General features: G+C 59.5%; 26 protein-coding genes. 3 read left to right on the top strand and 23 right to left on the bottom strand.

The genetic code is table 11. The features are described from left to right. Window positions 1-72: 72 nt before the first annotated feature. The 23 genes from rpsD to AC1D13_RS11125 form a co-directional block, all read right to left on the bottom strand. The gene (rpsD, locus tag AC1D13_RS11235) at window positions 73-696 is read right to left on the bottom strand and encodes a 30S ribosomal protein S4 (RefSeq protein WP_457281392.1); all 624 of its coding nucleotides are present in this window, start codon (window positions 694-696) and stop codon (window positions 73-75) included. A 132-nt stretch (window positions 697-828) separates the two neighbouring features. Further along, the gene (rpsK, locus tag AC1D13_RS11230) at window positions 829-1,233 is read right to left on the bottom strand and encodes a 30S ribosomal protein S11 (RefSeq protein WP_007869288.1); all 405 of its coding nucleotides are present in this window, start codon (window positions 1,231-1,233) and stop codon (window positions 829-831) included. A gap of 13 nt (window positions 1,234-1,246) precedes the next feature. Further along, window positions 1,247-1,612 (bottom strand): 30S ribosomal protein S13, encoded by a 366-nt coding sequence (gene rpsM / locus AC1D13_RS11225; protein WP_074579313.1) that lies wholly within the window; start codon window positions 1,610-1,612, stop codon window positions 1,247-1,249. Window positions 1,613-1,636: 24 nt separating this feature from the next. Beyond that, window positions 1,637-1,750: a 50S ribosomal protein L36 gene (rpmJ, locus tag AC1D13_RS11220; protein WP_028820150.1), complete on the bottom strand. Its 114-nt coding sequence runs from the start codon at window positions 1,748-1,750 to the stop codon at window positions 1,637-1,639. A gap of 30 nt (window positions 1,751-1,780) precedes the next feature. Beyond that, window positions 1,781-1,999, bottom strand: a complete 219-nt coding sequence (infA, locus tag AC1D13_RS11215; protein WP_007869286.1) for a translation initiation factor IF-1 — start codon at window positions 1,997-1,999, stop codon at window positions 1,781-1,783. 18 nt (window positions 2,000-2,017) lie between these two features. Further along, window positions 2,018-3,337 carry a preprotein translocase subunit SecY gene (gene secY, locus AC1D13_RS11210; RefSeq protein ID WP_457281393.1) on the bottom strand — a complete coding sequence of 440 codons (1,320 nt, stop codon included), beginning with the start codon at window positions 3,335-3,337 and terminating at the stop codon, window positions 2,018-2,020. A 19-nt stretch (window positions 3,338-3,356) separates the two neighbouring features. Next, window positions 3,357-3,788: a 50S ribosomal protein L15 gene (gene rplO / locus AC1D13_RS11205; RefSeq protein ID WP_122954339.1), complete on the bottom strand. Its 432-nt coding sequence runs from the start codon at window positions 3,786-3,788 to the stop codon at window positions 3,357-3,359. Window positions 3,789-3,801: 13 nt separating this feature from the next. Continuing rightward, the gene (gene rpmD, locus AC1D13_RS11200) at window positions 3,802-3,984 is read right to left on the bottom strand and encodes a 50S ribosomal protein L30 (RefSeq protein WP_122954340.1); all 183 of its coding nucleotides are present in this window, start codon (window positions 3,982-3,984) and stop codon (window positions 3,802-3,804) included. A 12-nt stretch (window positions 3,985-3,996) separates the two neighbouring features. Next, window positions 3,997-4,515: a 30S ribosomal protein S5 gene (gene rpsE, locus AC1D13_RS11195; protein ID WP_457281394.1), complete on the bottom strand. Its 519-nt coding sequence runs from the start codon at window positions 4,513-4,515 to the stop codon at window positions 3,997-3,999. Between the two features lie 17 nt (window positions 4,516-4,532). After that, window positions 4,533-4,898 carry a 50S ribosomal protein L18 gene (gene rplR / locus AC1D13_RS11190; protein WP_457281395.1) on the bottom strand — a complete coding sequence of 122 codons (366 nt, stop codon included), beginning with the start codon at window positions 4,896-4,898 and terminating at the stop codon, window positions 4,533-4,535. 11 nt (window positions 4,899-4,909) lie between these two features. Then, on the bottom strand, window positions 4,910-5,443 hold the full coding sequence (gene rplF / locus AC1D13_RS11185) for a 50S ribosomal protein L6 (RefSeq protein ID WP_457281396.1): 534 nt from the start codon (window positions 5,441-5,443) through the stop codon (window positions 4,910-4,912). Window positions 5,444-5,467: 24 nt separating this feature from the next. Further along, entirely contained in the window at window positions 5,468-5,863 is a 396-nt protein-coding gene (rpsH, locus tag AC1D13_RS11180; protein WP_371436766.1) for a 30S ribosomal protein S8, read from the bottom strand. An 18-nt stretch (window positions 5,864-5,881) separates the two neighbouring features. Continuing rightward, on the bottom strand, window positions 5,882-6,187 hold the full coding sequence (rpsN, locus tag AC1D13_RS11175) for a 30S ribosomal protein S14 (RefSeq protein WP_188709725.1): 306 nt from the start codon (window positions 6,185-6,187) through the stop codon (window positions 5,882-5,884). 8 nt (window positions 6,188-6,195) lie between these two features. Next, entirely contained in the window at window positions 6,196-6,768 is a 573-nt protein-coding gene (gene rplE, locus AC1D13_RS11170) for a 50S ribosomal protein L5 (protein WP_092130238.1), read from the bottom strand. A gap of 1 nt (window position 6,769) precedes the next feature. After that, window positions 6,770-7,090: a 50S ribosomal protein L24 gene (gene rplX, locus AC1D13_RS11165; RefSeq protein ID WP_348045257.1), complete on the bottom strand. Its 321-nt coding sequence runs from the start codon at window positions 7,088-7,090 to the stop codon at window positions 6,770-6,772. A 9-nt stretch (window positions 7,091-7,099) separates the two neighbouring features. Then, window positions 7,100-7,468 carry a 50S ribosomal protein L14 gene (gene rplN, locus AC1D13_RS11160; RefSeq protein ID WP_007869247.1) on the bottom strand — a complete coding sequence of 123 codons (369 nt, stop codon included), beginning with the start codon at window positions 7,466-7,468 and terminating at the stop codon, window positions 7,100-7,102. Window positions 7,469-7,874: 406 nt separating this feature from the next. Further along, window positions 7,875-9,461 (bottom strand): glycerol-3-phosphate dehydrogenase/oxidase, encoded by a 1,587-nt coding sequence (locus AC1D13_RS11155; protein ID WP_457281397.1) that lies wholly within the window; start codon window positions 9,459-9,461, stop codon window positions 7,875-7,877. Between the two features lie 128 nt (window positions 9,462-9,589). Beyond that, the gene (locus AC1D13_RS11150; protein ID WP_457281398.1) at window positions 9,590-11,320 is read right to left on the bottom strand and encodes an ABC transporter substrate-binding protein; all 1,731 of its coding nucleotides are present in this window, start codon (window positions 11,318-11,320) and stop codon (window positions 9,590-9,592) included. An 85-nt stretch (window positions 11,321-11,405) separates the two neighbouring features. Beyond that, complete coding sequence (locus tag AC1D13_RS11145) at window positions 11,406-11,714, bottom strand: DUF2160 domain-containing protein (RefSeq protein ID WP_457281399.1); 309 nt, start codon at window positions 11,712-11,714, stop codon at window positions 11,406-11,408. Window positions 11,715-11,848: 134 nt separating this feature from the next. Then, window positions 11,849-12,670 carry a carbohydrate ABC transporter permease gene (locus AC1D13_RS11140; RefSeq protein WP_457281400.1) on the bottom strand — a complete coding sequence of 274 codons (822 nt, stop codon included), beginning with the start codon at window positions 12,668-12,670 and terminating at the stop codon, window positions 11,849-11,851. Beyond that, window positions 12,667-13,557 carry a carbohydrate ABC transporter permease gene (locus tag AC1D13_RS11135; RefSeq protein WP_457281401.1) on the bottom strand — a complete coding sequence of 297 codons (891 nt, stop codon included), beginning with the start codon at window positions 13,555-13,557 and terminating at the stop codon, window positions 12,667-12,669. Before AC1D13_RS11135 ends, AC1D13_RS11140 begins: the two co-directional genes overlap by 4 nt. Then, the gene (locus AC1D13_RS11130) at window positions 13,554-14,633 is read right to left on the bottom strand and encodes an ABC transporter ATP-binding protein (protein ID WP_477689540.1); all 1,080 of its coding nucleotides are present in this window, start codon (window positions 14,631-14,633) and stop codon (window positions 13,554-13,556) included. Before AC1D13_RS11130 ends, AC1D13_RS11135 begins: the two co-directional genes overlap by 4 nt. Window positions 14,634-14,672: 39 nt before the next feature. Continuing rightward, window positions 14,673-15,758, bottom strand: a complete 1,086-nt coding sequence (locus AC1D13_RS11125; protein WP_477689655.1) for an ABC transporter ATP-binding protein — start codon at window positions 15,756-15,758, stop codon at window positions 14,673-14,675. Window positions 15,759-16,025: 267 nt separating this feature from the next. Between AC1D13_RS11125 and AC1D13_RS11120 the strand changes: the two genes are divergently transcribed. The 3 genes from AC1D13_RS11120 (at window position 16,026) to AC1D13_RS11110 (ending at window position 19,597) form a co-directional block, all read left to right on the top strand. Continuing rightward, window positions 16,026-16,793, top strand: coding sequence for a DeoR/GlpR family DNA-binding transcription regulator (locus tag AC1D13_RS11120; protein WP_457281403.1), 768 nt, complete (start codon window positions 16,026-16,028; stop codon window positions 16,791-16,793). Window positions 16,794-16,841: 48 nt separating this feature from the next. After that, entirely contained in the window at window positions 16,842-18,335 is a 1,494-nt protein-coding gene (gene glpK / locus AC1D13_RS11115) for a glycerol kinase GlpK (protein ID WP_477689539.1), read from the top strand. A gap of 77 nt (window positions 18,336-18,412) precedes the next feature. After that, window positions 18,413-19,597: an esterase-like activity of phytase family protein gene (locus AC1D13_RS11110; protein WP_477689538.1), complete on the top strand. Its 1,185-nt coding sequence runs from the start codon at window positions 18,413-18,415 to the stop codon at window positions 19,595-19,597. Window positions 19,598-19,602: the final 5 nt, after the last annotated feature.

Here is a 19,602-nt window from a genome sequence, read left to right as displayed (position 1 = left end):
GGTTCGTTACACCGATAAGGCCGGCGAAGCACACCCTGGCGATACGGTGCCCCGTATCGCAGGAACGAAAAATTAGCGTGAGTACAACTCGACAATCAACGATTCGTTGACGTCGGCGGCAAACTCGTCGCGATCAGGTACCTTCTTGAAGGTGCCTTCTCCCTTGTCGGCGTTCACATCGACCCAGGCGGGCAGACCGACCTGTTTTGCAAGCTCCAGGGCTTCCGTGATACGGGTCTGCTTCTTCGACTTGTCACGCACGGCAATAATGTCGCCGGCCTTGACCATGTACGAAGGAATGTTGACAGATCCGCCATTGACCGTGATGGCCTTGTGCGAAACCAGCTGGCGCGCTTCAGCACGGGTCGAACCGAAGCCCATGCGATACACAACGTTGTCCAGACGCGACTCAAGAATGAACAGTAGATTGGCGCCGGTGTTGCCCTTGCGACGATCCGCTTCTTCAAAATAACGGCGAAACTGCTTTTCGAGCACACCATACATGCGCTTGACTTTTTGCTTTTCGCGCAATTGCAAGCCGAAGTCGGAAGTACGGGTACCAGAGGTACGGCCGTGCTGACCTGGCTTGGAGTCGAATTTGGCCTTGTCGCTGATGGCGCGGCGTGCACTCTTCAGGAACAGGTCGGTGCCTTCACGGCGGGATAGTTTGGCCTTGGGGCCTAGGTAACGTGCCACTTGAGTGTCCTTTTGTCATCTGCTGCAATGAATTGCAGGAGCCGGAGGTCGTAACCTGCGGCGGTGGGCTTGGTAAAAATGCCTGGTATCTGACGGGCTGAAACAACCCGCCGGATGCCTGGGCACGGGGAATTAAATGCGGCGGCGCTTTTGCGGGCGGCAGCCGTTATGCGGAACCGGGGTCACGTCGGCAATCGAATTGATCCGGATGCCGAGTGCGCCCAAAGCGCGGACAGATGATTCACGGCCTGGACCAGGACCCTTGATTTCGACGTCAAGATTCTTGATGCCTTGCTCAATGGCGGCGCGACCAGCCACTTCGGAAGCGACCTGCGCTGCGAAAGGGGTGGATTTGCGCGAACCTTTGAAACCCTGACCACCGGAAGACGCCCAGGACAAGGCATTGCCCTGGCGATCCGTGATAGTGATGATCGTGTTATTGAAAGAAGCGTGGACGTGGGCGATACCATCGGCCACGTTCTTGCGAACTTTCTTGCGAACGCGTTGTGCGGCGTTATTGCTTGGTGATTTTGCCATGACGACCTCTCAATTATTTCTTCAAAGCTGCAGCGGCCTTGCGCGGGCCCTTGCGGGTACGGGCATTGGTCCGGGTGCGCTGGCCACGCATGGGCAGGCCGCGACGGTGGCGGAAACCACGGTAGCAACCGATGTCCATCAGGCGCTTGATGTTCATCGTGGTTTCACGACGCAGGTCACCCTCGATGGTGAACAGGGCGATCTGCTCACGGATTTTTTCCAGGTCGCCATCGGTCAGATCTTTGACCTTTTTGGCGTAAGCGATGTCACATGCTTCGCAAATTTTGCGAGCGCGCGTGCGACCGATGCCAAAGATAGCAGTCAAGCCGATTTCGGCATGTTGCTGCGGCGGAATATTGATACCAGCGATACGAGCCATGTTCGTCCTCTAAAACTCTTGAAATCAGCCTTGACGCTGTTTGTGACGCGGATCCGTGCAAATCACACGGACAACGCCCTTGCGACGGATAACTTTGCAGTTACGGCAAATTTTCTTGACCGAAGCTGAAACTCTCATTTCTATTACTCCTAAACTTTCACTCTGTGCTTACTTGGCACGGAAAACAATTCGCGCGCGCGATAAATCGTAAGGCGTTAACTCAACCGTTACCTTGTCACCGGGAAGAATGCGGATGTAGTGCATACGCATTTTTCCCGAGATGTGCCCCAGTACAACATGTCCATTTTCCAGCTTCACCCTGAAAGTCGCATTGGGAAGGTTTTCTACAACCTCACCTTGCATCTGGATCACATCGTCTTTAGACATATCCCATCAAATACCCAGTTAACCGCCCAGTGACGTCTTGAAGTTCGCCTTTTTAAGCAACGACTCATACTGTTGCGACATCATGTAGTTCTGTACCTGGGCCATGAAATCCATGGTCACCACGACAATAATCATCAACGACGTACCGCCAAAATAAAACGGCACGTTGTATTTCAAAATCAAAAACTCCGGCAACAGGCACACGAATGTGATGTAAACCGCACCTGCCAGCGTCAAACGCACCAGGATTTTGTCAATGTAGCGCGCCGTCTGATCGCCCGGCCGAATACCCGGAATGAACGCACCGCTCTTTTTCAGGTTGTCCGCCGTTTCACGGCTGTTGAACACCAGCGCCGTATAGAAGAAGCAGAAGAACACGATCGCACTGGCATACAGCATTACGTAGATTGGCTGGCCCGGCGTCAGCGTGCTGGCGATGTCTTTGAGCCAGCGCATGCTTTCACCGGTGCTAAACCAGCCCACGACGGTAGCAGGCAGCAAAATGATCGATGAAGCGAAAATCGGGGGGATCACACCCGCCATGTTCAACTTCAACGGCAAGTGCGATGACTGCCCGCCGTAAACCTTGTTACCCACCTGGCGCCGCGCATAGTTCACAAGAATCTTGCGCTGCCCACGCTCTACGAACACCACGAAATAGGTCACCAGCACAACCACCGCGACGATCACAATGGCCACCAGAATGCTCATGGCGCCGGTACGCACCAGCTCCAGCAAGCCACCCATTGCGCTCGGCAAACCTGCCGCAATGCCTGCAAAAATCAGGATCGAAATGCCGTTACCCAAACCACGCTCGGTAATCTGCTCACCCAGCCACATCAGGAACATCGTGCCGGCCGTCAGGCTGAACACTGCCGTCATGCGGAAACCAAAGCCGGGCGCCAACACCAAGCCTGGCGAGCTTTCCAGCGCCACAGCAATGCCCATGGACTGGAACAATGCCAAAGCCAGCGTGCCGTAACGTGTGTACTGCGTAATCTTGCGCCTGCCGCTTTCGCCTTCTTTTTTCATCTGCTCGAACGTCGGAACGACGTACGTCAGTAGCTGCATGATGATCGATGCCGAGATGTACGGCATGATGCCCAGGGCGAATACCGTAAAGCGCGACAGGGCACCACCAGAAAACATATTGAACAAATTCAATATGCCGCCTTGTTGGCCCTTGAACAACTCCTTGAGCTGGCCAGGATCAATCCCTGGCACCGGGATGTGCGCGCCAATGCGGTACACCACGAGAGCCAGCAGCAAAAACACAAGCCGGTTACGCAAATCACCGTACTTGCCGGTTTTCGCAATTTGAGCTGAGTTGGTTGCCACTGATTTTCCAGTCAGGTATTTAAGCGACAGAGCCGCCGGCGGCTTCAATAATGGCCTTGGCACCCGCCGTGGCGGAGATGCCGTTCAGCTTGACAGCCTTGGACAGCTCACCCGACTTGATGACCTTGACGTTCTTGGCAAGCTGGCCCACCAGGCCGGCAGTCTTCAGTGCCAGCAGATCGACTTCAGCCAGACCCAGCTGCTCCAGCGCACTCAGGGTAACCTCGGCGTTGAACTTGAGCAGATGCGACTTGAAGCCACGCTTTGGCAAACGGCGCTGCATAGGCATTTGACCGCCTTCGAAGCCGACCTTGTGGTAGCCACCAGCACGTGATTTCTGGCCTTTGTGGCCGCGTCCAGATGTTTTACCCAGACCGGAGCCAATGCCACGACCGACGCGTCGCTTGGCATGTTTGGCACCTTGGCCAGGCTTGATTCCGTTCAATTCCATTTTGAGTCTCCGCTCAGACAATCTTGACCAGATAGCTGATCTTGTTGATCATGCCGCGCACTGCGGGCGTATCCTGCAATTCGCTGACGCTGTTGACGCCACGAAGGCCCAGACCGCGCACAGTGGCGCGATGCGATTCCTTGGTGCCAATCGGGCTGCGAACCAGCTGGACTTTGACTTTGGTTTCTTTGGTCATTTCAATGCCGCCTTAGCCGAAGATCTCTTCGACCGATTTGCCACGTTTGGCCGCAATTTCAGAAGCGGTCGTGGAATTGTTCAGTGCATCCATGGTGGCACGCACCATGTTGTAAGGGTTGCTCGAACCATGACTCTTCGCCACGATGTCGGTAATGCCCATGACTTCGAAAACGGCGCGCATTGGGCCGCCAGCGATGATGCCGGTACCCTTGGGAGCCGGCGCCATCATGACGCTGGCTGCACCGTGGTGACCGAAAACATTGTGGTGGATGGTGCCGTTTTTCAACGAAACCTTGGTCATGTTGCGACGCGCTTCTTCCATCGCTTTTTGCACGGCTGCCGGCACTTCTTTCGACTTGCCTTTGCCCATGCCGACGCGGCCATCGCCGTCACCCACGACGGTCAACGCGGCGAAACCGAGGATACGGCCGCCCTTTACGACTTTGGTCACGCGGTTAACCGCGATCATTTTTTCCTTCAGACCATCGTCTGGAGCGTCGTTTTGCTGTTTTGCTTGAAACTTAGCCATACTTAATTCCAGTCTGCTTAGAACTGCAAACCAGCTTCGCGAGCCGCCTCAGCCAGCGCTTTGACGCGGCCGTGGTACGCAAAACCGGCGCGATCAAACGCCACTTTTTCAACACCTGCTGCTTTTGCCTTTTCGGCAATGCGTTTGCCAATGGCTTGCGCAGCAGCAACGTTTCCACCTTTACCCGAAGCGCCGATTTCCTTGCGGACTTCCACTTCCGCGGTGGAAGCAGCAGCCAGGACCTTGGTGCCGTCGCCAGAAATAACGCTGGCATAGATGTGCAGATTGGTGCGATTCACGGTCAAACGGGCAACACCTTGCGTAGCAATGCGAATGCGGGTCTGACGTGAACGACGAAGGCGCTGCTCTTTTTTGGTCAACATGATGCAGCTCCTTATTTCTTCTTGGTTTCTTTGATCGTGATCTTCTCATCCACATAGCGGATGCCCTTGCCCTTGTAAGGCTCGGGAGGACGAACAGCACGAACTTCAGCGGCGATCTGGCCGACGCGCTGGCGGTCGGAACCCTTGATCACCACTTCCGTGGGAGTCGGCGTTGCAACGGTGATGCCAGCAGGCATGTCCATGATCACAGGGTGCGAATACCCCACGGTCAGGTTCAGCTTGGCGCCCTGAGCTTGGGCCTTGTAGCCCACGCCGACCAGGCTGAGCTTCTTTTCGAAGCCCTTGGTCACACCAGTCACCATGTTGTTCACGAGCTGACGCATCGTGCCGCTCATGGCATTGGCTTCACGCGAATCATTGGCCGGCACAAAAGTCAGCTTGCCCGCATCATTCTTGATGGTGACAAGCGCGTTCTGCGTCAGCGCCAGGGTGCCGAGGGCACCCTTGACATTGATCTGGTCTGCTTTCATGGCCACGTCCACACCCTGAGGCACGGTCACTGGCATTTTTCCTACACGAGACATTTCAGTTTCTCCTCAATGCCGCCGTTAGGCCACGTAGCAAAGCACTTCACCACCGATACCGGTAGCGCGGGCTTTACGATCGGTCATGACGCCTTGCGGGGTCGTGACAATTGCCACACCAAGGCCATTCATGACCTGGGGGATGGCGCCATGGCCTTTGTAAACACGGAGGCCTGGGCGGCTGACGCGCTCAATGCGCTCAATCACGGGCTTGCCTGCGTAATACTTCAGGGCGATTTCCAGCTGGGACTTGCCTTCGTCGGTCTTGACGGAGAAGCCATCAATGTAGCCCTCATCTTTCAGAACCTGCGCGATGGCAACTTTGACTTTTGACGACGGCACCAGCACGACGGCTTTTTCAACCATCTGTGCATTGCGGATGCGGGTCAACATGTCGGCGATAGGATCACTCATGCTCATTTTGTGGTTCTCCTATGCTTACCAGCTTGCCTTGGTGATACCAGGGATATCACCAGCAAAAGCCAACTCACGGATCTTGGCGCGAGCCAGGCCGAACTGGCGGAAAGTACCGCGTGGGCGGCCCGTGATCGCGCAGCGGTTACGCTGGCGGGTCGGGTTCGCATTGCGGGGCAGTTTTTGCAGCTCGAGGCGAGCCAGCTGACGCTCTTCGTCAGAGCGCTTGGCGTCGTTGGACGTCGCCTTGAGTTCAGCGTATTTCTTGGCGAACTTCGCGGCGAGTTTCTCGCGCTTCAGTTCACGTTGCAGTAAAGCTTGTTTTGCCATGTCCCGCCTCAGTTCTTGAACGGAAAACGGAAGGCGGTGAGGAGTGCCTTGCACTCTTCATCGGTCTTTGCCGTTGTGGTGATGCTGATATTCAGGCCACGCAAGGCATCAACCTTGTCGTACTCGATCTCAGGGAAAATGATCTGCTCTTTCACGCCGATGTTGTAGTTTCCGCGGCCATCGAAGGCCCGGCCGGAAATACCGCGGAAGTCACGCACACGCGGCAGGGCCACAGTGACGAAACGATCGAGGAACTCATACATCTTCACGCCGCGCAGGGTCACCATGCAGCCGATAGGCAAGTCTTCGCGGATCTTGAAGCCGGCGATAGCCTTCTTGGCCTTGGTCACGACAGGCTTCTGACCGGCAATCTTGGTCATGTCGCCGACGGCGTTGTCCATGACCTTCTTGTCGGCAACAGCCTCGCTCACACCCATGTTGAGCGTGATCTTGGTGATGCGGGGAACCTGCATAGGCGAGGTATAGCCGAATTTTTCAATCAGGCCGGGGGCGATTTTTTCGCGGTACTGGGCTTGCAGGCGGGCCTGCGAAGCAGCTTGTACAGGTGCGGTCTTTGCCATGTTATGCAACCTTGATTTCTTCGCCACTGGACTTGAAGACGCGCACTTTTTTGCCGTCTGCCAGGAGCTTGATGCCAACGCGATCCGCCTTGCCGGTAGCGGCATTGAAAATTGCCACGTTCGACTGGTGAATCGGCATGCTTTTTTCGACGATGCCACCGGTGGTGCCCTTGAGGGGGTTGGGCTTGGTGTGTTTTTTCACCAGGTTGATCCCATCCACCAGCACGTAGCTATCATCTTTGCGCAGCGAAATCTTGCCGCGCTTGCCTTTGTCGCGACCAGCGATCACGATGATCTCGTCGCCTTTACGGATTTTGTTCATGGCGAGTCCTTACAGAACTTCAGGAGCCAGGGACACGATCTTCATGAACTTTTCAGTGCGCAGCTCGCGCGTCACTGGTCCGAAGATGCGGGTGCCGATTGGCTCCAGCTTGGCGTTAAGCAACACTGCTGCGTTGCCGTCGAATTTGACGAGCGAACCATCGCCACGGCGAATGCCCTTGGCGGTGCGAACGACCACAGCGCTGTAAACCTCGCCTTTTTTGACGCGGCCACGCGGAGCGGCTTCTTTGATGCTCACCTTGATGACGTCACCAACGCTGGCGTACCGGCGCTTGGAGCCGCCCAGAACCTTGATGCACATCACGGACTTGGCACCCGTGTTGTCAGCAACATCGAGCTTGGATTGCGTTTGAATCATTTAAATGTGTTCCCAACTTGCACCGGAAGGCAACCCCTTGGGATTACCAGCCAATCAGTCTTGGGCCCGTCGTCCACACTGCAAACCACTTGCAATGCTTCCGTTAGGCAGAATTCCTCGCCTTTTTAGAGCGAAGCCCACGATTATGACTGAGCGAAAAGCCACTGTCAACCGCTTGTTGTGAAAATATCCCCACAATAAAGCGGCGGTACCTCCAGAAGCCCGGGGAGCCCTCGGGTACCGGCCACGCTTCGCGCTTATGCCACGGGCGGATTTTCGGCATTAAATCCGGCCTCAGACCAATAGGGATGCGCGCAACCAGCTATCAAAAAGAGAGCAAAATCTGCCCGGGCATCCAATTTCGCCCGCCTCCTTCCTCCTTTGCAGGACGGCAACTGGCGGCAATTCAGGCTGGCAGGCTGAGGTATTGGCCACACAGCGTCAGGAATTCGTCCAGCTGGGGATCCACGCCGTTTTCCTGCTGTAGCAGAGTGGCCACTTCCGGCGCCAGGGTTCTGGCCAGTGCCGCGTCGAGAAACAGCAGACGGGAACGCCGTGCCAGTACGTCTTCAACGGTGCGGGCATATTCATGGCGGGCAGCGAAACGCACCATTGCCTCCGTCAGCCCACCGCCTAATTCGCGGCTGGCACCCGGCAGGTTTTCCATGGCGGACGCCTCGCTGCCATACAGATGAGACCCTGGTGCCTCGCTAATTTTGTGATTCGAATTGTGAGCGCCAACTAACTTCAAGTTTGTGGTGACGCCGGCCCCGCGTGTTGGCAGCAACGCCGCGCCAAAACACTTAGCCAGGACATCTTCAGCCATCGCCCGATAGGTCGTCCACTTGCCGCCGGTCACCGTGACCAGGCCGCTTTTGCTGACCAGCACCGTGTGCTCACGCGACAACGCCTGGGTGCTTCCGGCATCCTCATCCGGCGGCTTGACCAGGGGCCGCAACCCCACCCAGATGCTTTTAATGTCAGCCGGACCGGGCGCGCGGCTCAGGTAGCGAGCCGATTCGCGCAGGATGAAGTCAACTTCTTCGCGGAAAGGCAGCGGCTCGCGGGCCAGGTCGTGGCGCGGCGTATCCGTGGTTCCCAAAATGGTTTTACCCAGCCAGGGGACGGCAAACAGCACCCGGCCGTCGGCCGTCTTGGGCACCAGCAGGGCGTGGTCGCCAGGCAAAAACGAGCGGTCCACCACAATATGAACACCCTGACTGGGTGCCACCATGGGCTTGGCGTCCCGCCCTATGGCCTGCCCATCCTGCAGCCGCAACTGGTCCACCCAGACACCCGCCGCGTTCACCACGCAGTTGGCGCGGATTTCGAATGTGCGGCCCGTTTCCTGGTCCCGTGCATGCAGGCCGACCAGCTTGCCGCCCTCATGAATCAGGCCCGTTGCCGCGCAGTAATTCACCAGCAACGCCCCCTGGCGCGCCGCCGTGCGGGCCAGCGCCAACGCCAGCCGCGCGTCGTCAAACTGGCCATCCCAGTACTTGACGCCGCCCTTGAGATCTTGAGCCTGCACTGTCGGCAGGCAGGCAAGAGTTTCTTGCCGGTTCAGGAATTCCGTGGCGCCCAGACCCGCCTTGCCAGCCAGCGCGTCATACATCTTGAGCCCGATACCGTAGAACGGCGCCTCCCAGAACTTGTAGGAAGGCATGACAAAGGGCAAGGGCTGCGCCAGATGCGGCGCGTTGGCCAGCAGCGTGGTGCGTTCGTGCAAGGCCTCACGCACCAGCGAGATATTGCCCTGCGCGAGGTAGCGCACACCGCCATGCACCAGCTTGGTGGCGCGGGACGATGTGCCCTTGGCAAAGTCGTGCGATTCGACCAGCACGACAGAAAACCCGCGGGCGGCCGCATCCAGTGCGACCCCCAGGCCGGTAGCGCCGCCGCCAATGATCGCGATGTCGTAGTGGTACGGCTCGGCAAGCCGGGCCATTAAATCCTGGCGCCGCGTTTGCGCAGGCGCTAATTCAGTCGTCATGGGCTTTGCTTCCCGTTTCCATACAAACCCATTGGTAAAAAGTGCGCCGAGCTTACCCTGCGCTTGTTGCAATAACCTGAATCCAGAAAAAAAGCCGTGCAGCGCTCACGCACCGCACGGCCATCCGATCAGCGTACTTTTCCGTCTTTCCAGGCCTGCAGCAACTTGTCGTAGTTGATGGTTTCGCCCTTGGGTTTTTCATTGGCCAGCTTGGCCCATGGCGCCGACTTGTCGCTCAGCCATTTGGCGGGATCACCCTTGGGGTTGAGCTTGGGCGGGCACTTGGCCATGCCGGCGCGCTCCAGGCGGCCCATCACGTCGTCCATCTCGCCCGCCAGCGTGTCCATGGCTGCCTGCGGCGTCTTCTCGCCGGTCACTGCCTGGGCCACGTTCTTCCACCACAGCTGCGCAAGCTTGGGGTAGTCGGGTACGTTGGTACCAGTCGGCGACCAGGCCACTCGGGCGGGGCTGCGGTAGAACTCGACCAGGCCGCCCAGCTTGGGCGCCATGTCGGTCATGGCCTTGGACTGGATATCCGACTCGCGGATCGGTGTGAGGCCAACAATGGTCTTTTTCAGCGACGTGGTCTTGGCGGTGATGAACTGCGCGTACAGCCAGGCGGCGGCCGTCTTGTTCTCGTCGTGCGCGGCAAAGAAAGTCCAGCTGCCCACGTCCTGGTAGCCGTTTTGCATGCCCTGTTTCCAGTAGGGGCCGTTGGGGCCGGGGGCCATACGCCACTTCGGCGTACCGTCGGCATTCACCACGGGCAGGCCTTTCTTGGTCATGTCGGCGGTGAAGGCCGTGTACCAGAAAATCTGCTGGGCGATCTGGCCCTGGGCCGGCACCGGGCCGGCTTCCCCGAAGGTCATACCGGTGGCCTCCTTAGGCGCATATTTCTTCATCCAGTCGACGTACTTGGTCAACGCGTAAACAGCAGCCGGTGAATTGGTCGCGCCACCGCGCGCTACCGAGGCTCCCACCGGCGTGCACTTGTCGGCCGCCACCCGGATACCCCATTCGTCAATCGGCAGGCCGTTGGGCGTGCCGATGTCGGCCGTGCCGGCCATGGACAGCCACGCGTCGGTAAAGCGCCAGCCGAGCGACGGATCCTTCTTGCCGTAGTCCATGTGGCCGTAAATCGGCTTGCCGTCGATGGTCTTCACGTCGTTGGTGAAGAACTCGGCGATGTCTTCATAGGCGCTCCAGTTCAGCGGCACGCCCAGCTCGTAACCGTATTTGGCCTTGAACTTGTCCTGCAAGTCCTTGCGCGCGAACAGGTCGGCGCGGAACCAGTACAGGTTGGCAAACTGCTGGTCAGGCAGCTGGTACAGCTTGCCGTCCGGGCCGGTGGTGAACTTCGTGCCGATGAAGTCCTTGAGATCCAGGCCCGGGTTGGTGTATTCCTTGCCCTTGCCCGCCATGTAGTCGGTCAGGTTCATCACCTTGCCATAGCGGTAGTGGGTGCCGATCAGGTCCGAGTCGGAAATCCAGCCGTCGTATATCGACTTGCCGGACTGCATGGAAGTCTGCAGCTTCTCGACAACATCGCCTTCCTGGATCAGGTCGTGCTTGACCTTGATGCCGGTGATTTCCTCGAAGGCCTTGGCCAGCGTCTTCGATTCGTATTCGTGGGTGGTGATGGTCTCGGACACGACCGAGATTTCCTTCACGCCCTTGGCCTGCAGTTTCTTGGCCGCGTCAATGAACCATTTCATTTCCGCCTGCTGTTTGTCCTTGCTCAGGGTAGAGGGCTGGAATTCATTGTCAATCCACTTCTTGGCAGCCGCCTCGTCGGCCCACCCCGGGCTGGCCATGGCACACACTGCGGCCACTGCCAGGGCCGTATAACGCATCTTCATGATTTGTCTCCTCATTGGTTCACTCCCCGTGGTTGAAGGCTTATTCGGCTCCGGGGAATATGAGCCGGGTTCCTTTTCAAGATTTCTATCCCTTGCGCATGACAAGTGCGAGCAGGGCCATCGACAGCAAAAAACTGATCCAGATCGACGGGTCGCCCTCCAGACCCAGCCACCCGGCCAGCTTGCCGCTGATGCCCACAAAGATGAGGTTGACGTAGGCCGCACTGAGCAGGCCGATAAAAAGCCGGTCACCGCGGGTGGTTTCCAGCGGCAAAAAGCCGCGCCGTATCGTTGTCGGAGATTTCAATTCCCACACCGTCATGCCCACCAGCATCAGCACGATGCACGTAAAGAAAATTGCCACTGGCGTCGTCCAGGCCATCCAGTCAAACATGGGCTCCCCCCCGAACGCCTTCGGCGCTCCCCCTCAAGGGGGCGCCGCAAGCGGCCTGGCAAAGCCAGATCCGCGGCGGCCGCTTGATATACCGAGTGATAGTCATAGGGTCTCTCCTGTTCCTTCGCGCGGGGTCATACCCTGCCCATTGCGAAGCCTTTTGCGATGTAGTTGCGCACAAACCAGATCACGATGGCGCCCGGTACGATGGTCAGCACGCCGGCCGCCGCCAGCGTGGCCCAGTCCATGCCGGATGCCGACACCGTCCGTGTCATGGTCGCGACGATGGGCTTGGCATTGACGCTGGTCAGTGTGCGCGCCAGGAGCAATTCGACCCAGCTGAACATGAAGCAAAAGAACGCCGCCACACCGACACCGGCCTTGATGAGCGGCAGGAAGATGCGGACAAAGAAGCGGGGGAATGAATAGCCGTCGATGTACGCGGTCTCGTCAATCTCGCGCGGGATCCCGCTCATGAACCCCTCCAGGATCCACACCGCCAGCGGCACGTTGAACAGCAGATGCGCCAGGGCCACCGCGATGTGGGTGTCCATCAGCCCCACTGTAGTGTAGAGCTGGAAGAAGGGCAGCAAAAACACCGCCGGCGGTGTCATGCGGTTGGTCAGCAGCCAGAAGAACACATGCTTGTCGCCCAAAAAGCTGTACCGCGAAAACGCATAGGCGGCCGGCAGGGCCACAGTGACCGAAATCACGGTGTTGATGGCCACATAAATCAGGCTGTTGATGTAGCCCGAATACCAGGACGGGTCGGTGAAGATGGTCTTGTAGTTGTTCCAGGTAAAGTCCTGGGGGAAAAACGAGAAGCTCGACAGAATTTCAGCATTCGTCTTGAAGCTCATGTTGACCATCCAGTAGATGGGCAGCAGCGCAAACAGGATGTACGCGATCAGGAACAGCGTGCGCGCCTGGAATCTGGGTGCGTTAGGTGAGTTCATTCCACGCCCTCTTTCTCTTGCGTGCCCACGCGCTGCATCCAGTTGTAGAGGATGAAGCACAGCAGCAGGATGATCAAAAAGTAAATCAGCGAGAACGCCGCCGCCGGGCCCAGGTCAAACTGGCCGACGGCTTTTTGCGTGAGATATTGCGAAAGGAATGTCGTGGCATTGCCCGGCCCGCCGCCCGTCAACACAAAAGGCTCGGTATAAATCATGAAGCTGTCCATGAAGCGCAGCAGCACGGCAATCATCAGCACACCGCGCATTTTGGGTAGCTGGATATAACGGAACACCGCAAATTTACTGGCGCCGTCGATGCGCGCGGCCTGGTAGTAGGCGTCGGGAATGGAGCGCAAACCGGCATAGCCCAGCAGCGCCACCAACGGCGTCCAATGCCAGACATCCATCATGAGCACCGTCACCCAGGCGTGCGTGGCATTGCCGGTGTAGCTGTAGTCAAAGCCCATCTTTTGCAGCATCGCGCCCAAAAGGCCAATGTCAGCCCGGCCATAGATCTGCCAGATAGTGCCCACCACGTTCCACGGAATCAGCAGCGAGAGCGAAACGAGCACCAGCACCAACGAGGCCTTCCAGCCTTGCGCCGGCATGGACAGCGCGAGTGCGATGCCCAGCGGAATTTCGACCGCCAGCACGGCCAGCGAGAACGTCAGTTGCCGCCAGAGCGCCGCATGCAGTTCTTCGTCACGCATGACGGATACAAACCACTCAGTGCCGACAAACACGCGCCGCTCGGGCGAGATGATGTCCTGCACCGAATAGTTAACCACGGTCATCAGCGGCAGAATGGCGGAGAACGCCACGCAGATGATGACGGGCAGCACCAGCAGCCAGGCCTTCTGATTAACGGGCTTAGTCGTCGTGCTCATGCATCCACCAGTTCGTCATTGAGGTACAGGCAGGTGTGTGGCCCCATCACCTGCAGCCAGACCTCCTCGCCAACTTGCGGCGCGCGGGAAGCAGGGTTCAACCGGGCCTTGATCGTGTGTTCACCGATCCGCGCCGTCAGCATCCAGTGCGTGCCGATGTCCTGCACCAGCGTGACAGTAAAAGGCAATGCGGCCGGATCGCCGGGCGCTGTCTTCACCACGTATTCAGGTCGAACGCCCAGCTTGAGCTCACCGTCGGGCATGGCGCGCTCGGGTGGCAGCGCCAACGGCCGCTCCGCGACGCGTAGCGCGCCACCGACGACGGTGGCCGGCAAGAAGTTCATGCCGGGCGATCCGATGAAGTGGCCTACAAACGTATGGCGGGGGCGCTCAAACAACGCATCGGCCGAGCCCGTCTGCACAGCACGGCCGCGCGTCATCACCACCACTTCTTCGGCAAAGGTCAATGCCTCAACCTGGTCGTGTGTCACATAAATCAGGGTGAGCTTCAATTCATGGTGAATCTGTTTGAGCTTGCGCCGCAGTTGCCATTTCAGGTGCGGGTCGATCACCGTGAGCGGCTCGTCAAACAGCACAGCAGACACATCGGGCCGCACAAGGCCGCGGCCCAGCGAAATTTTCTGCTTGGCATCTGGCGCAAGCCCAGCCGCGCGGTGGTTGAGCTGGCCGCTCATGTCCAGCATCTCGGCAATTTCACCAACGCGTTTTTTGATCTGGTCTTCCGGCACCTTGCGGTTGCGCAGCGGAAACGCCAGGTTTTCAGCCACCGTCATGGTGTCGTAGATCACCGGAAACTGGAACACCTGCGCAATATTGCGCTGCTGCGGCGAGGCGTGCGTCACATCTACGCCGTCAAACTTGACCGTGCCCTGCGACGGCACAAGCAAGCCCGACATGATGTTGAGCATGGTGGTCTTGCCGCAGCCCGACGGGCCCAGCAACGCATAAGCGCCGCCATCGCGAAAACTCATGGTGAGCGGGAGCAACGCGTAGTCGCTGTCTTCGCGCGGATTCGGCCGGTAGGCGTGGGCCAGGTCGAGATCAATACGCGCCATAAGGCCTCCGCAGCACAGAAGTCGTTGCAAAAAGGTGCTTCATGCAAGTCCTCCCTTGCGCTCTGGCGCCAAAAGCAAGGCACCGGTCGCATCAAAGACATACACCTGGGCGGGGCTGAGAAACAAGGTGATGGGCGCACCCAGCTCGAAGTAGTGCACGCCGGTCAGTTGGGCCACCAGCTCACCCACCGCCGTAGCAACGTGGACAAAAGTGTCGGAACCCGAAATTTCAGCCAACTCGACCTTTCCCGGCAGCGCCACATCACCCTCACGCTTTTGGACGCGCAGGGCGCTGCCGCGAACACCGGCCGTGAGGGTGGCCAGGTTTTGCGCCGGCGCATCGGGCAAGGCCAGCGCCAGGATAGGCCCTGCCGCCAGCTGCAGGCCTTGCGCTGCGGGCAGGGCCGCTATCAGATTCATGGGCGGATCGCTGAACGCACGCGCAACGCGCAAGGATCGTGGCGAGTGGAAGACCTCGGCGGTCGGGCCGTACTGCAGCAGTTCACCACCGTCCATCACGGCGGTGTAGCCCCCCAATAACAAGGCTTCGCCAGGCTCGGTGGTGGCGTAGATCACGGTGGAATCGCCGGCGGCAAAAAGCTGGGTCAGCTCTTCGCGCAGTTCCTCGCGCAGCTTGTAGTCCAGGTTAACCAGCGGCTCGTCCAGCAGCATCAGAGGAGCCCCCTTGGCCAGTGCACGCGCCAGGGCCACCCGCTGCTGTTGCCCGCCCGACAGCTCCGCAGGGTAGCGGTCCAGAAACATCTCGATATGCAGGCGTTCGGCCAGTTTTCGCACCGTCTGGTCAATGTTCTTTTCGCCGCGCAACTTGAGGGGCGAGGCGATGTTGTCCGCCACCCGTAGCGACGGGTAGTTGATGAACTGCTGGTAGACCATGGCGACGTTCCGCTCGCGAACCGGCATGCCGGTCACATCGGCGTCGTTCACCAGGACTTTTCCCTGCGTGGGGACATCCAGACCCGCCATGATGCGCATCAGGCTGGTTTTCCCGGCCTGCGTCGCGCCCAGCAACACAGTGACTTCGCCGCTGCGCGGCGCAAGGTTCATTTCATAAAGCCATTGTTCGGCGCCGACTTTTTTGCTGACGTGGTCCAGGGACAGCTGCATCACGCGCCCCCTCTGTGCAACCGGCCATTGAGAATGCGTCGCAGCGACCCGAAACGGCGGTGGAGCCTCTGTGCCGGGGCAGCGGCAGGCAAACAAAAAGAAGCAGTAGACAAGAGAAGGGCTCCCGGCGAAACTTGGACGAAGTTCGGTTTTTTTCTATTTTTCTTCTTTTGTGATTGTTTTATCTAATTGTTTTCCCTTATCTGTTTCCTTTTGTTTCGATATAAAGTTTCCAGACCTCCACGATTCCATCAAACTTGAACCCGCGTGAACTCCAATCCCAGGCAAATCAAGCTCCTCGACGTCGTGCGAACCCATGGCTCGGCCTCCGTCGAGCAGCTCGCAGAAAAATTGGACGTGACCCTGCAGACCGTCCGGCGGGATGTGCAGCGCCTGGCGGAAGCAGGCTTGCTGACGCGCTTTCACGGCGGCGTGCGGGTGCCCAGCTCCACCATCGAAAACATTGCGCACCGCCAGCGCGAAAGCCTTAACGCCGAAGGCAAGGCGCGCATCGCGCGCGCGGTGGCCCGGCGTGTTCCGAACGACTGCTCATTGATCCTCAATATCGGCACCACCACCGAAGCCATCGCCAAGGCCCTGCTGCACCACAAGGGACTGCGGGTCATCACCAATAATTTGAACGTGGCCGGCATCCTGTGCAGCAATACCGATTGCGAAGTCATCGTCGCCGGTGGTGTAGTGCGTTCACGCGACCGCGGCATCGTGGGCGAAGCGGCAGTCGACTTCATACGCCAGTTCCGGGTAGACATCGCGATCATCGGCATTTCCGGGATCGAGCCTGACGGCTCCCTGCGCGACTTCGACTACCGCGAAGTCAAAGTTGCCCAGACCATCATCGAGCATGCCCGCGAAGTCTGGCTGGCGGCAGACAGCAGCAAGTTCAACCGGCCCGCCATGGTGGAGCTGGCCACGCTTTCCCAGATTGACCGGCTGTTTACCGACATGCCTCCGCCCGAGCCATTCCCCACCTTGCTGGAAGAGGCGGACGTCAACTGTGAAGTGGCCCATTCCTGAGCCCCGCGCACTTGTGCGCGCCTGCCACCCTTTCATACACTCCAGCGCATGACATACCTTCTCGCACTCGACCAGGGAACCTCCAGTTCCCGCAGCATCGTGTTTGACGAACACGGCCACATCGTGGCCCTGGCCCAGCAGGAGTTGCCGCAGATCTACCCCAGGCCAGGCTGGGTCGAGCACGACCTGATGGAGATCTGGCGCACGCAGCTGGCCACGGCCCGCGAGGTGCTGGCCAAGGCCCATATCAAGGCCAGTGACATCCGCGCGCTGGGCATCACCAACCAGCGCGAGACCACCGCCCTCTGGAACCGCAAGACCGGCCTGCCGGTTCATCACGCCATCGTCTGGCAGGACAGGCGCGCGGAAGCCACCTGCGCCGAGTTGCGTGAGCGCGGCAAGGAAAAGCTGATCCAGTCCAAAACCGGGCTGCTGATCGATGCCTATTTTTCTGGCACCAAGCTCAAATGGCTGCTGGACAACGTGCCCGGCGCACGCGCGCAGGCCGAGCGCGGCGAACTGGCCTTCGGCACCATCGACAGCTGGTTGATGTGGCAACTCACCGGCGGCGCGTTGCACGCCACCGATGTCAGCAATGCGTCACGCACCATGCTGTTCAATGTGCATGCCAATCAATGGGACGACGAGCTGCTTGAGCTGCTGGGCATCCCGGCTTCGCTGATGCCGAAGGTGCTGCCTTCGAGCGCACATTTCGGCGACGTGCAGCCCGACTTGCTGGGTCACGCCATTGCCATTGGCGGCGTCGCCGGCGACCAGCAAAGCGCACTGTTCGGTCAGGCCTGCTTCAAGGCCGGCATGGCCAAGAACACTTACGGCACCGGCTGCTTCATGTTGATGCACACGGGCAGCCAGTTTCAAACCTCACACAACGGTCTGCTTACCACCAGCGCAGCCCAGGCAACAACCCAAACGCAGTTCGCCACTGAAGGCAGCGTGTTTGTTGGCGGCGCCGTGGTGCAGTGGCTGCGCGACGGCCTGCACGCCATCAAAGGCAGCGCCGAAGTGCAGGCGCTGGCCGAAAGCGTGCCTGATTCAGGCGGCGTGATGATGGTTCCGGCCTTCACCGGCCTGGGTGCACCCTACTGGAAACCGGACGCGCGCGGCACCATCACCGGCCTCACGCGCGGCACCACGGTGGCCCACATCGCACGCGCCGCACTCGAAAGCATCGCCTACCAAAGCGCAGCGCTGTTGCAGGCCATGAGCCGCGACGCGGTCAGTGCCGGCGCAGCGCCTGTGGCCGAGCTGCGTGTAGACGGCGGCGCCTGCGTCAACGACCTGCTGATGCAATTCCAGGCCGACCTGCTGGGCATACCGGTGATCCGTCCGGCCGTGATTGAAACCACCGCGCTGGGCGCCGCCTACCTGGCGGGGCTTTCCAGCGGCGTGTACGGCAGCACCGACGAGTTGTCAGGCATGTGGCGCGCCGAGCGCAAGTTTTTGCCGACTCTGGGCGCGGACCGGGCCGCTGAGTTGATGGCGCGGTGGGAACAGGCAGTGCGGCAGACCGTGCTGCAGTAAGCGCGGCCCTGCCCGACACGATTTGCGCGCCTGCGCTTGTCACACTCCCCTCAAGCGCGGCCGCTAGACTTGGCCGCATGAACCCTTACTCCACAACACCCTCCAGGCGCCGGCTGGTCCTCGGAGCCGGCGCGGCCGCTGTGCTGGGCCTGGCCGGTTGCGGAGCGCCGCAACCGGTGGCCGCAGCCACCCAGCCGCCTCGAACACGCCTGCGCCTGATCGGTGAATCCCGCATTCCACACCGGCTGCAATTCCAGGGCACCACGGTGGGCGGGCTCTCGGGCATCGACTACGACGCCGCCAGCGACCTGTATTACCTGATCAGCGACGACGGCTCCGACGTCAACCCCGCGCGGTTTTACACCGCACGCATCGCGCTGGACATGAACAGCCTGGGCCAGCCGGAATTGCTGAGCGTCACCACCCTTCGCGAAGGCAATGGCGACGCGTATGCGGCCGTATTGCGAGGCATCCAGATTCCCGACCCGGAGGCGATTCGCTGGCGCCCCACCAGCCAGACGCTGCTGTGGACCAGTGAGGGGCACTCCCTGGCGGGCGTGGCACCGGAGCTGCGCGAAAGCCGGGCTGACGGCACGATGGTTCGCGAATTTACGCTGCCGCCCATGTTTGAGTTTCATCTCATCCGGGGGCCGCGCGTCAATCTGGCACTGGAAGGCCTGGCGCTGACACCCGATGACAAGACCGCCTGGATCGCCATGGAAAACGCTTTCCGTCAAGATGGACCCGTACCCACGGTGAAAGCGAAGGGCGGGCCCTGCCGCTTCACCCAAATTGACCTTGCCAGCGGGAAAGCATTGCGGCAAATCGCGTATGTGCCCGACGCCATTCCGCGCGCACCTGTCGCACCAGCCACCTATGCCGACAACGGTGTGGTGGAAATCCTGATGCTCGATGCCGACCGCATGCTGGTGCTGGAGCGGGCCTATATGGCCGGCTGGGGCCCGCAAGCAGGTAACTCGCTGCGCCTGTACCTTATCGACACCCGGCAGGGATCCGACACGCTCGCAACGCCTGTCCTGCAGACTGGCACCTATCGCGCGGTGGACAAAACACTGATCGCCGACTTTTCCACCTTCACCGGCCCGGGGCCCGGCCTCCGGCTGGAACGTCTGGACAATACGGAAGGCATGGCCTGGGGCCCGGTACTGCCCAACGGAAATCGCAGCCTGGTCTTCATTAGCGACGACAATTTCAGCTCCCGGCAAATCAGCCAGTGGCTGGCCTTTGAATTTTTGGATTGACAACG

The organism is Polaromonas sp. P1_E12 (assembly GCF_056405975.1).
This window is presented reverse-complemented; position numbering and strand designations above follow the sequence as displayed.

What these genes read in the sequence shown, in the direction of transcription:
- rpsK (WP_007869288.1), bottom strand. Translation starts at nt 1,233, where the DNA reads ATGGCAAAATCACCAAGCAATAACGCCGCACAACGCGTTCGCAAGAAA.
- rpsM (WP_074579313.1), bottom strand. Translation starts at nt 1,612, where the DNA reads ATGGCTCGTATCGCTGGTATCAATATTCCGCCGCAGCAACATGCCGAA.
- rpmJ (WP_028820150.1), bottom strand. Translation starts at nt 1,750, where the DNA reads ATGAGAGTTTCAGCTTCGGTCAAGAAAATTTGCCGTAACTGCAAAGTT.
- infA (WP_007869286.1), bottom strand. Translation starts at nt 1,999, where the DNA reads ATGTCTAAAGACGATGTGATCCAGATGCAAGGTGAGGTTGTAGAAAAC.
- rplO (WP_122954339.1), bottom strand. Translation starts at nt 3,788, where the DNA reads ATGGAATTGAACGGAATCAAGCCTGGCCAAGGTGCCAAACATGCCAAG.
- rpmD (WP_122954340.1), bottom strand. Translation starts at nt 3,984, where the DNA reads ATGACCAAAGAAACCAAAGTCAAAGTCCAGCTGGTTCGCAGCCCGATT.
- rpsE (WP_457281394.1), bottom strand. Translation starts at nt 4,515, where the DNA reads ATGGCTAAGTTTCAAGCAAAACAGCAAAACGACGCTCCAGACGATGGT.
- rplR (WP_457281395.1), bottom strand. Translation starts at nt 4,898, where the DNA reads ATGTTGACCAAAAAAGAGCAGCGCCTTCGTCGTTCACGTCAGACCCGC.
- rplF (WP_457281396.1), bottom strand. Translation starts at nt 5,443, where the DNA reads ATGTCTCGTGTAGGAAAAATGCCAGTGACCGTGCCTCAGGGTGTGGAC.
- rpsH (WP_371436766.1), bottom strand. Translation starts at nt 5,863, where the DNA reads ATGAGCATGAGTGATCCTATCGCCGACATGTTGACCCGCATCCGCAAT.
- rpsN (WP_188709725.1), bottom strand. Translation starts at nt 6,187, where the DNA reads ATGGCAAAACAAGCTTTACTGCAACGTGAACTGAAGCGCGAGAAACTC.
- rplE (WP_092130238.1), bottom strand. Translation starts at nt 6,768, where the DNA reads ATGGCAAAGACCGCACCTGTACAAGCTGCTTCGCAGGCCCGCCTGCAA.
- rplX (WP_348045257.1), bottom strand. Translation starts at nt 7,090, where the DNA reads ATGAACAAAATCCGTAAAGGCGACGAGATCATCGTGATCGCTGGTCGC.
- rplN (WP_007869247.1), bottom strand. Translation starts at nt 7,468, where the DNA reads ATGATTCAAACGCAATCCAAGCTCGATGTTGCTGACAACACGGGTGCC.
- AC1D13_RS11155 (WP_457281397.1), bottom strand. Translation starts at nt 9,461, where the DNA reads ATGACGACTGAATTAGCGCCTGCGCAAACGCGGCGCCAGGATTTAATG.
- AC1D13_RS11150 (WP_457281398.1), bottom strand. Translation starts at nt 11,320, where the DNA reads ATGAAGATGCGTTATACGGCCCTGGCAGTGGCCGCAGTGTGTGCCATG.
- AC1D13_RS11145 (WP_457281399.1), bottom strand. Translation starts at nt 11,714, where the DNA reads ATGTTTGACTGGATGGCCTGGACGACGCCAGTGGCAATTTTCTTTACG.
- AC1D13_RS11140 (WP_457281400.1), bottom strand. Translation starts at nt 12,670, where the DNA reads ATGAACTCACCTAACGCACCCAGATTCCAGGCGCGCACGCTGTTCCTG.
- AC1D13_RS11135 (WP_457281401.1), bottom strand. Translation starts at nt 13,557, where the DNA reads ATGAGCACGACGACTAAGCCCGTTAATCAGAAGGCCTGGCTGCTGGTG.
- AC1D13_RS11130 (WP_477689540.1), bottom strand. Translation starts at nt 14,633, where the DNA reads ATGGCGCGTATTGATCTCGACCTGGCCCACGCCTACCGGCCGAATCCG.
- AC1D13_RS11125 (WP_477689655.1), bottom strand. Translation starts at nt 15,758, where the DNA reads ATGCAGCTGTCCCTGGACCACGTCAGCAAAAAAGTCGGCGCCGAACAA.
- glpK (WP_477689539.1), top strand. Translation starts at nt 16,842, where the DNA reads ATGACATACCTTCTCGCACTCGACCAGGGAACCTCCAGTTCCCGCAGC.
- AC1D13_RS11110 (WP_477689538.1), top strand. Translation starts at nt 18,413, where the DNA reads ATGAACCCTTACTCCACAACACCCTCCAGGCGCCGGCTGGTCCTCGGA.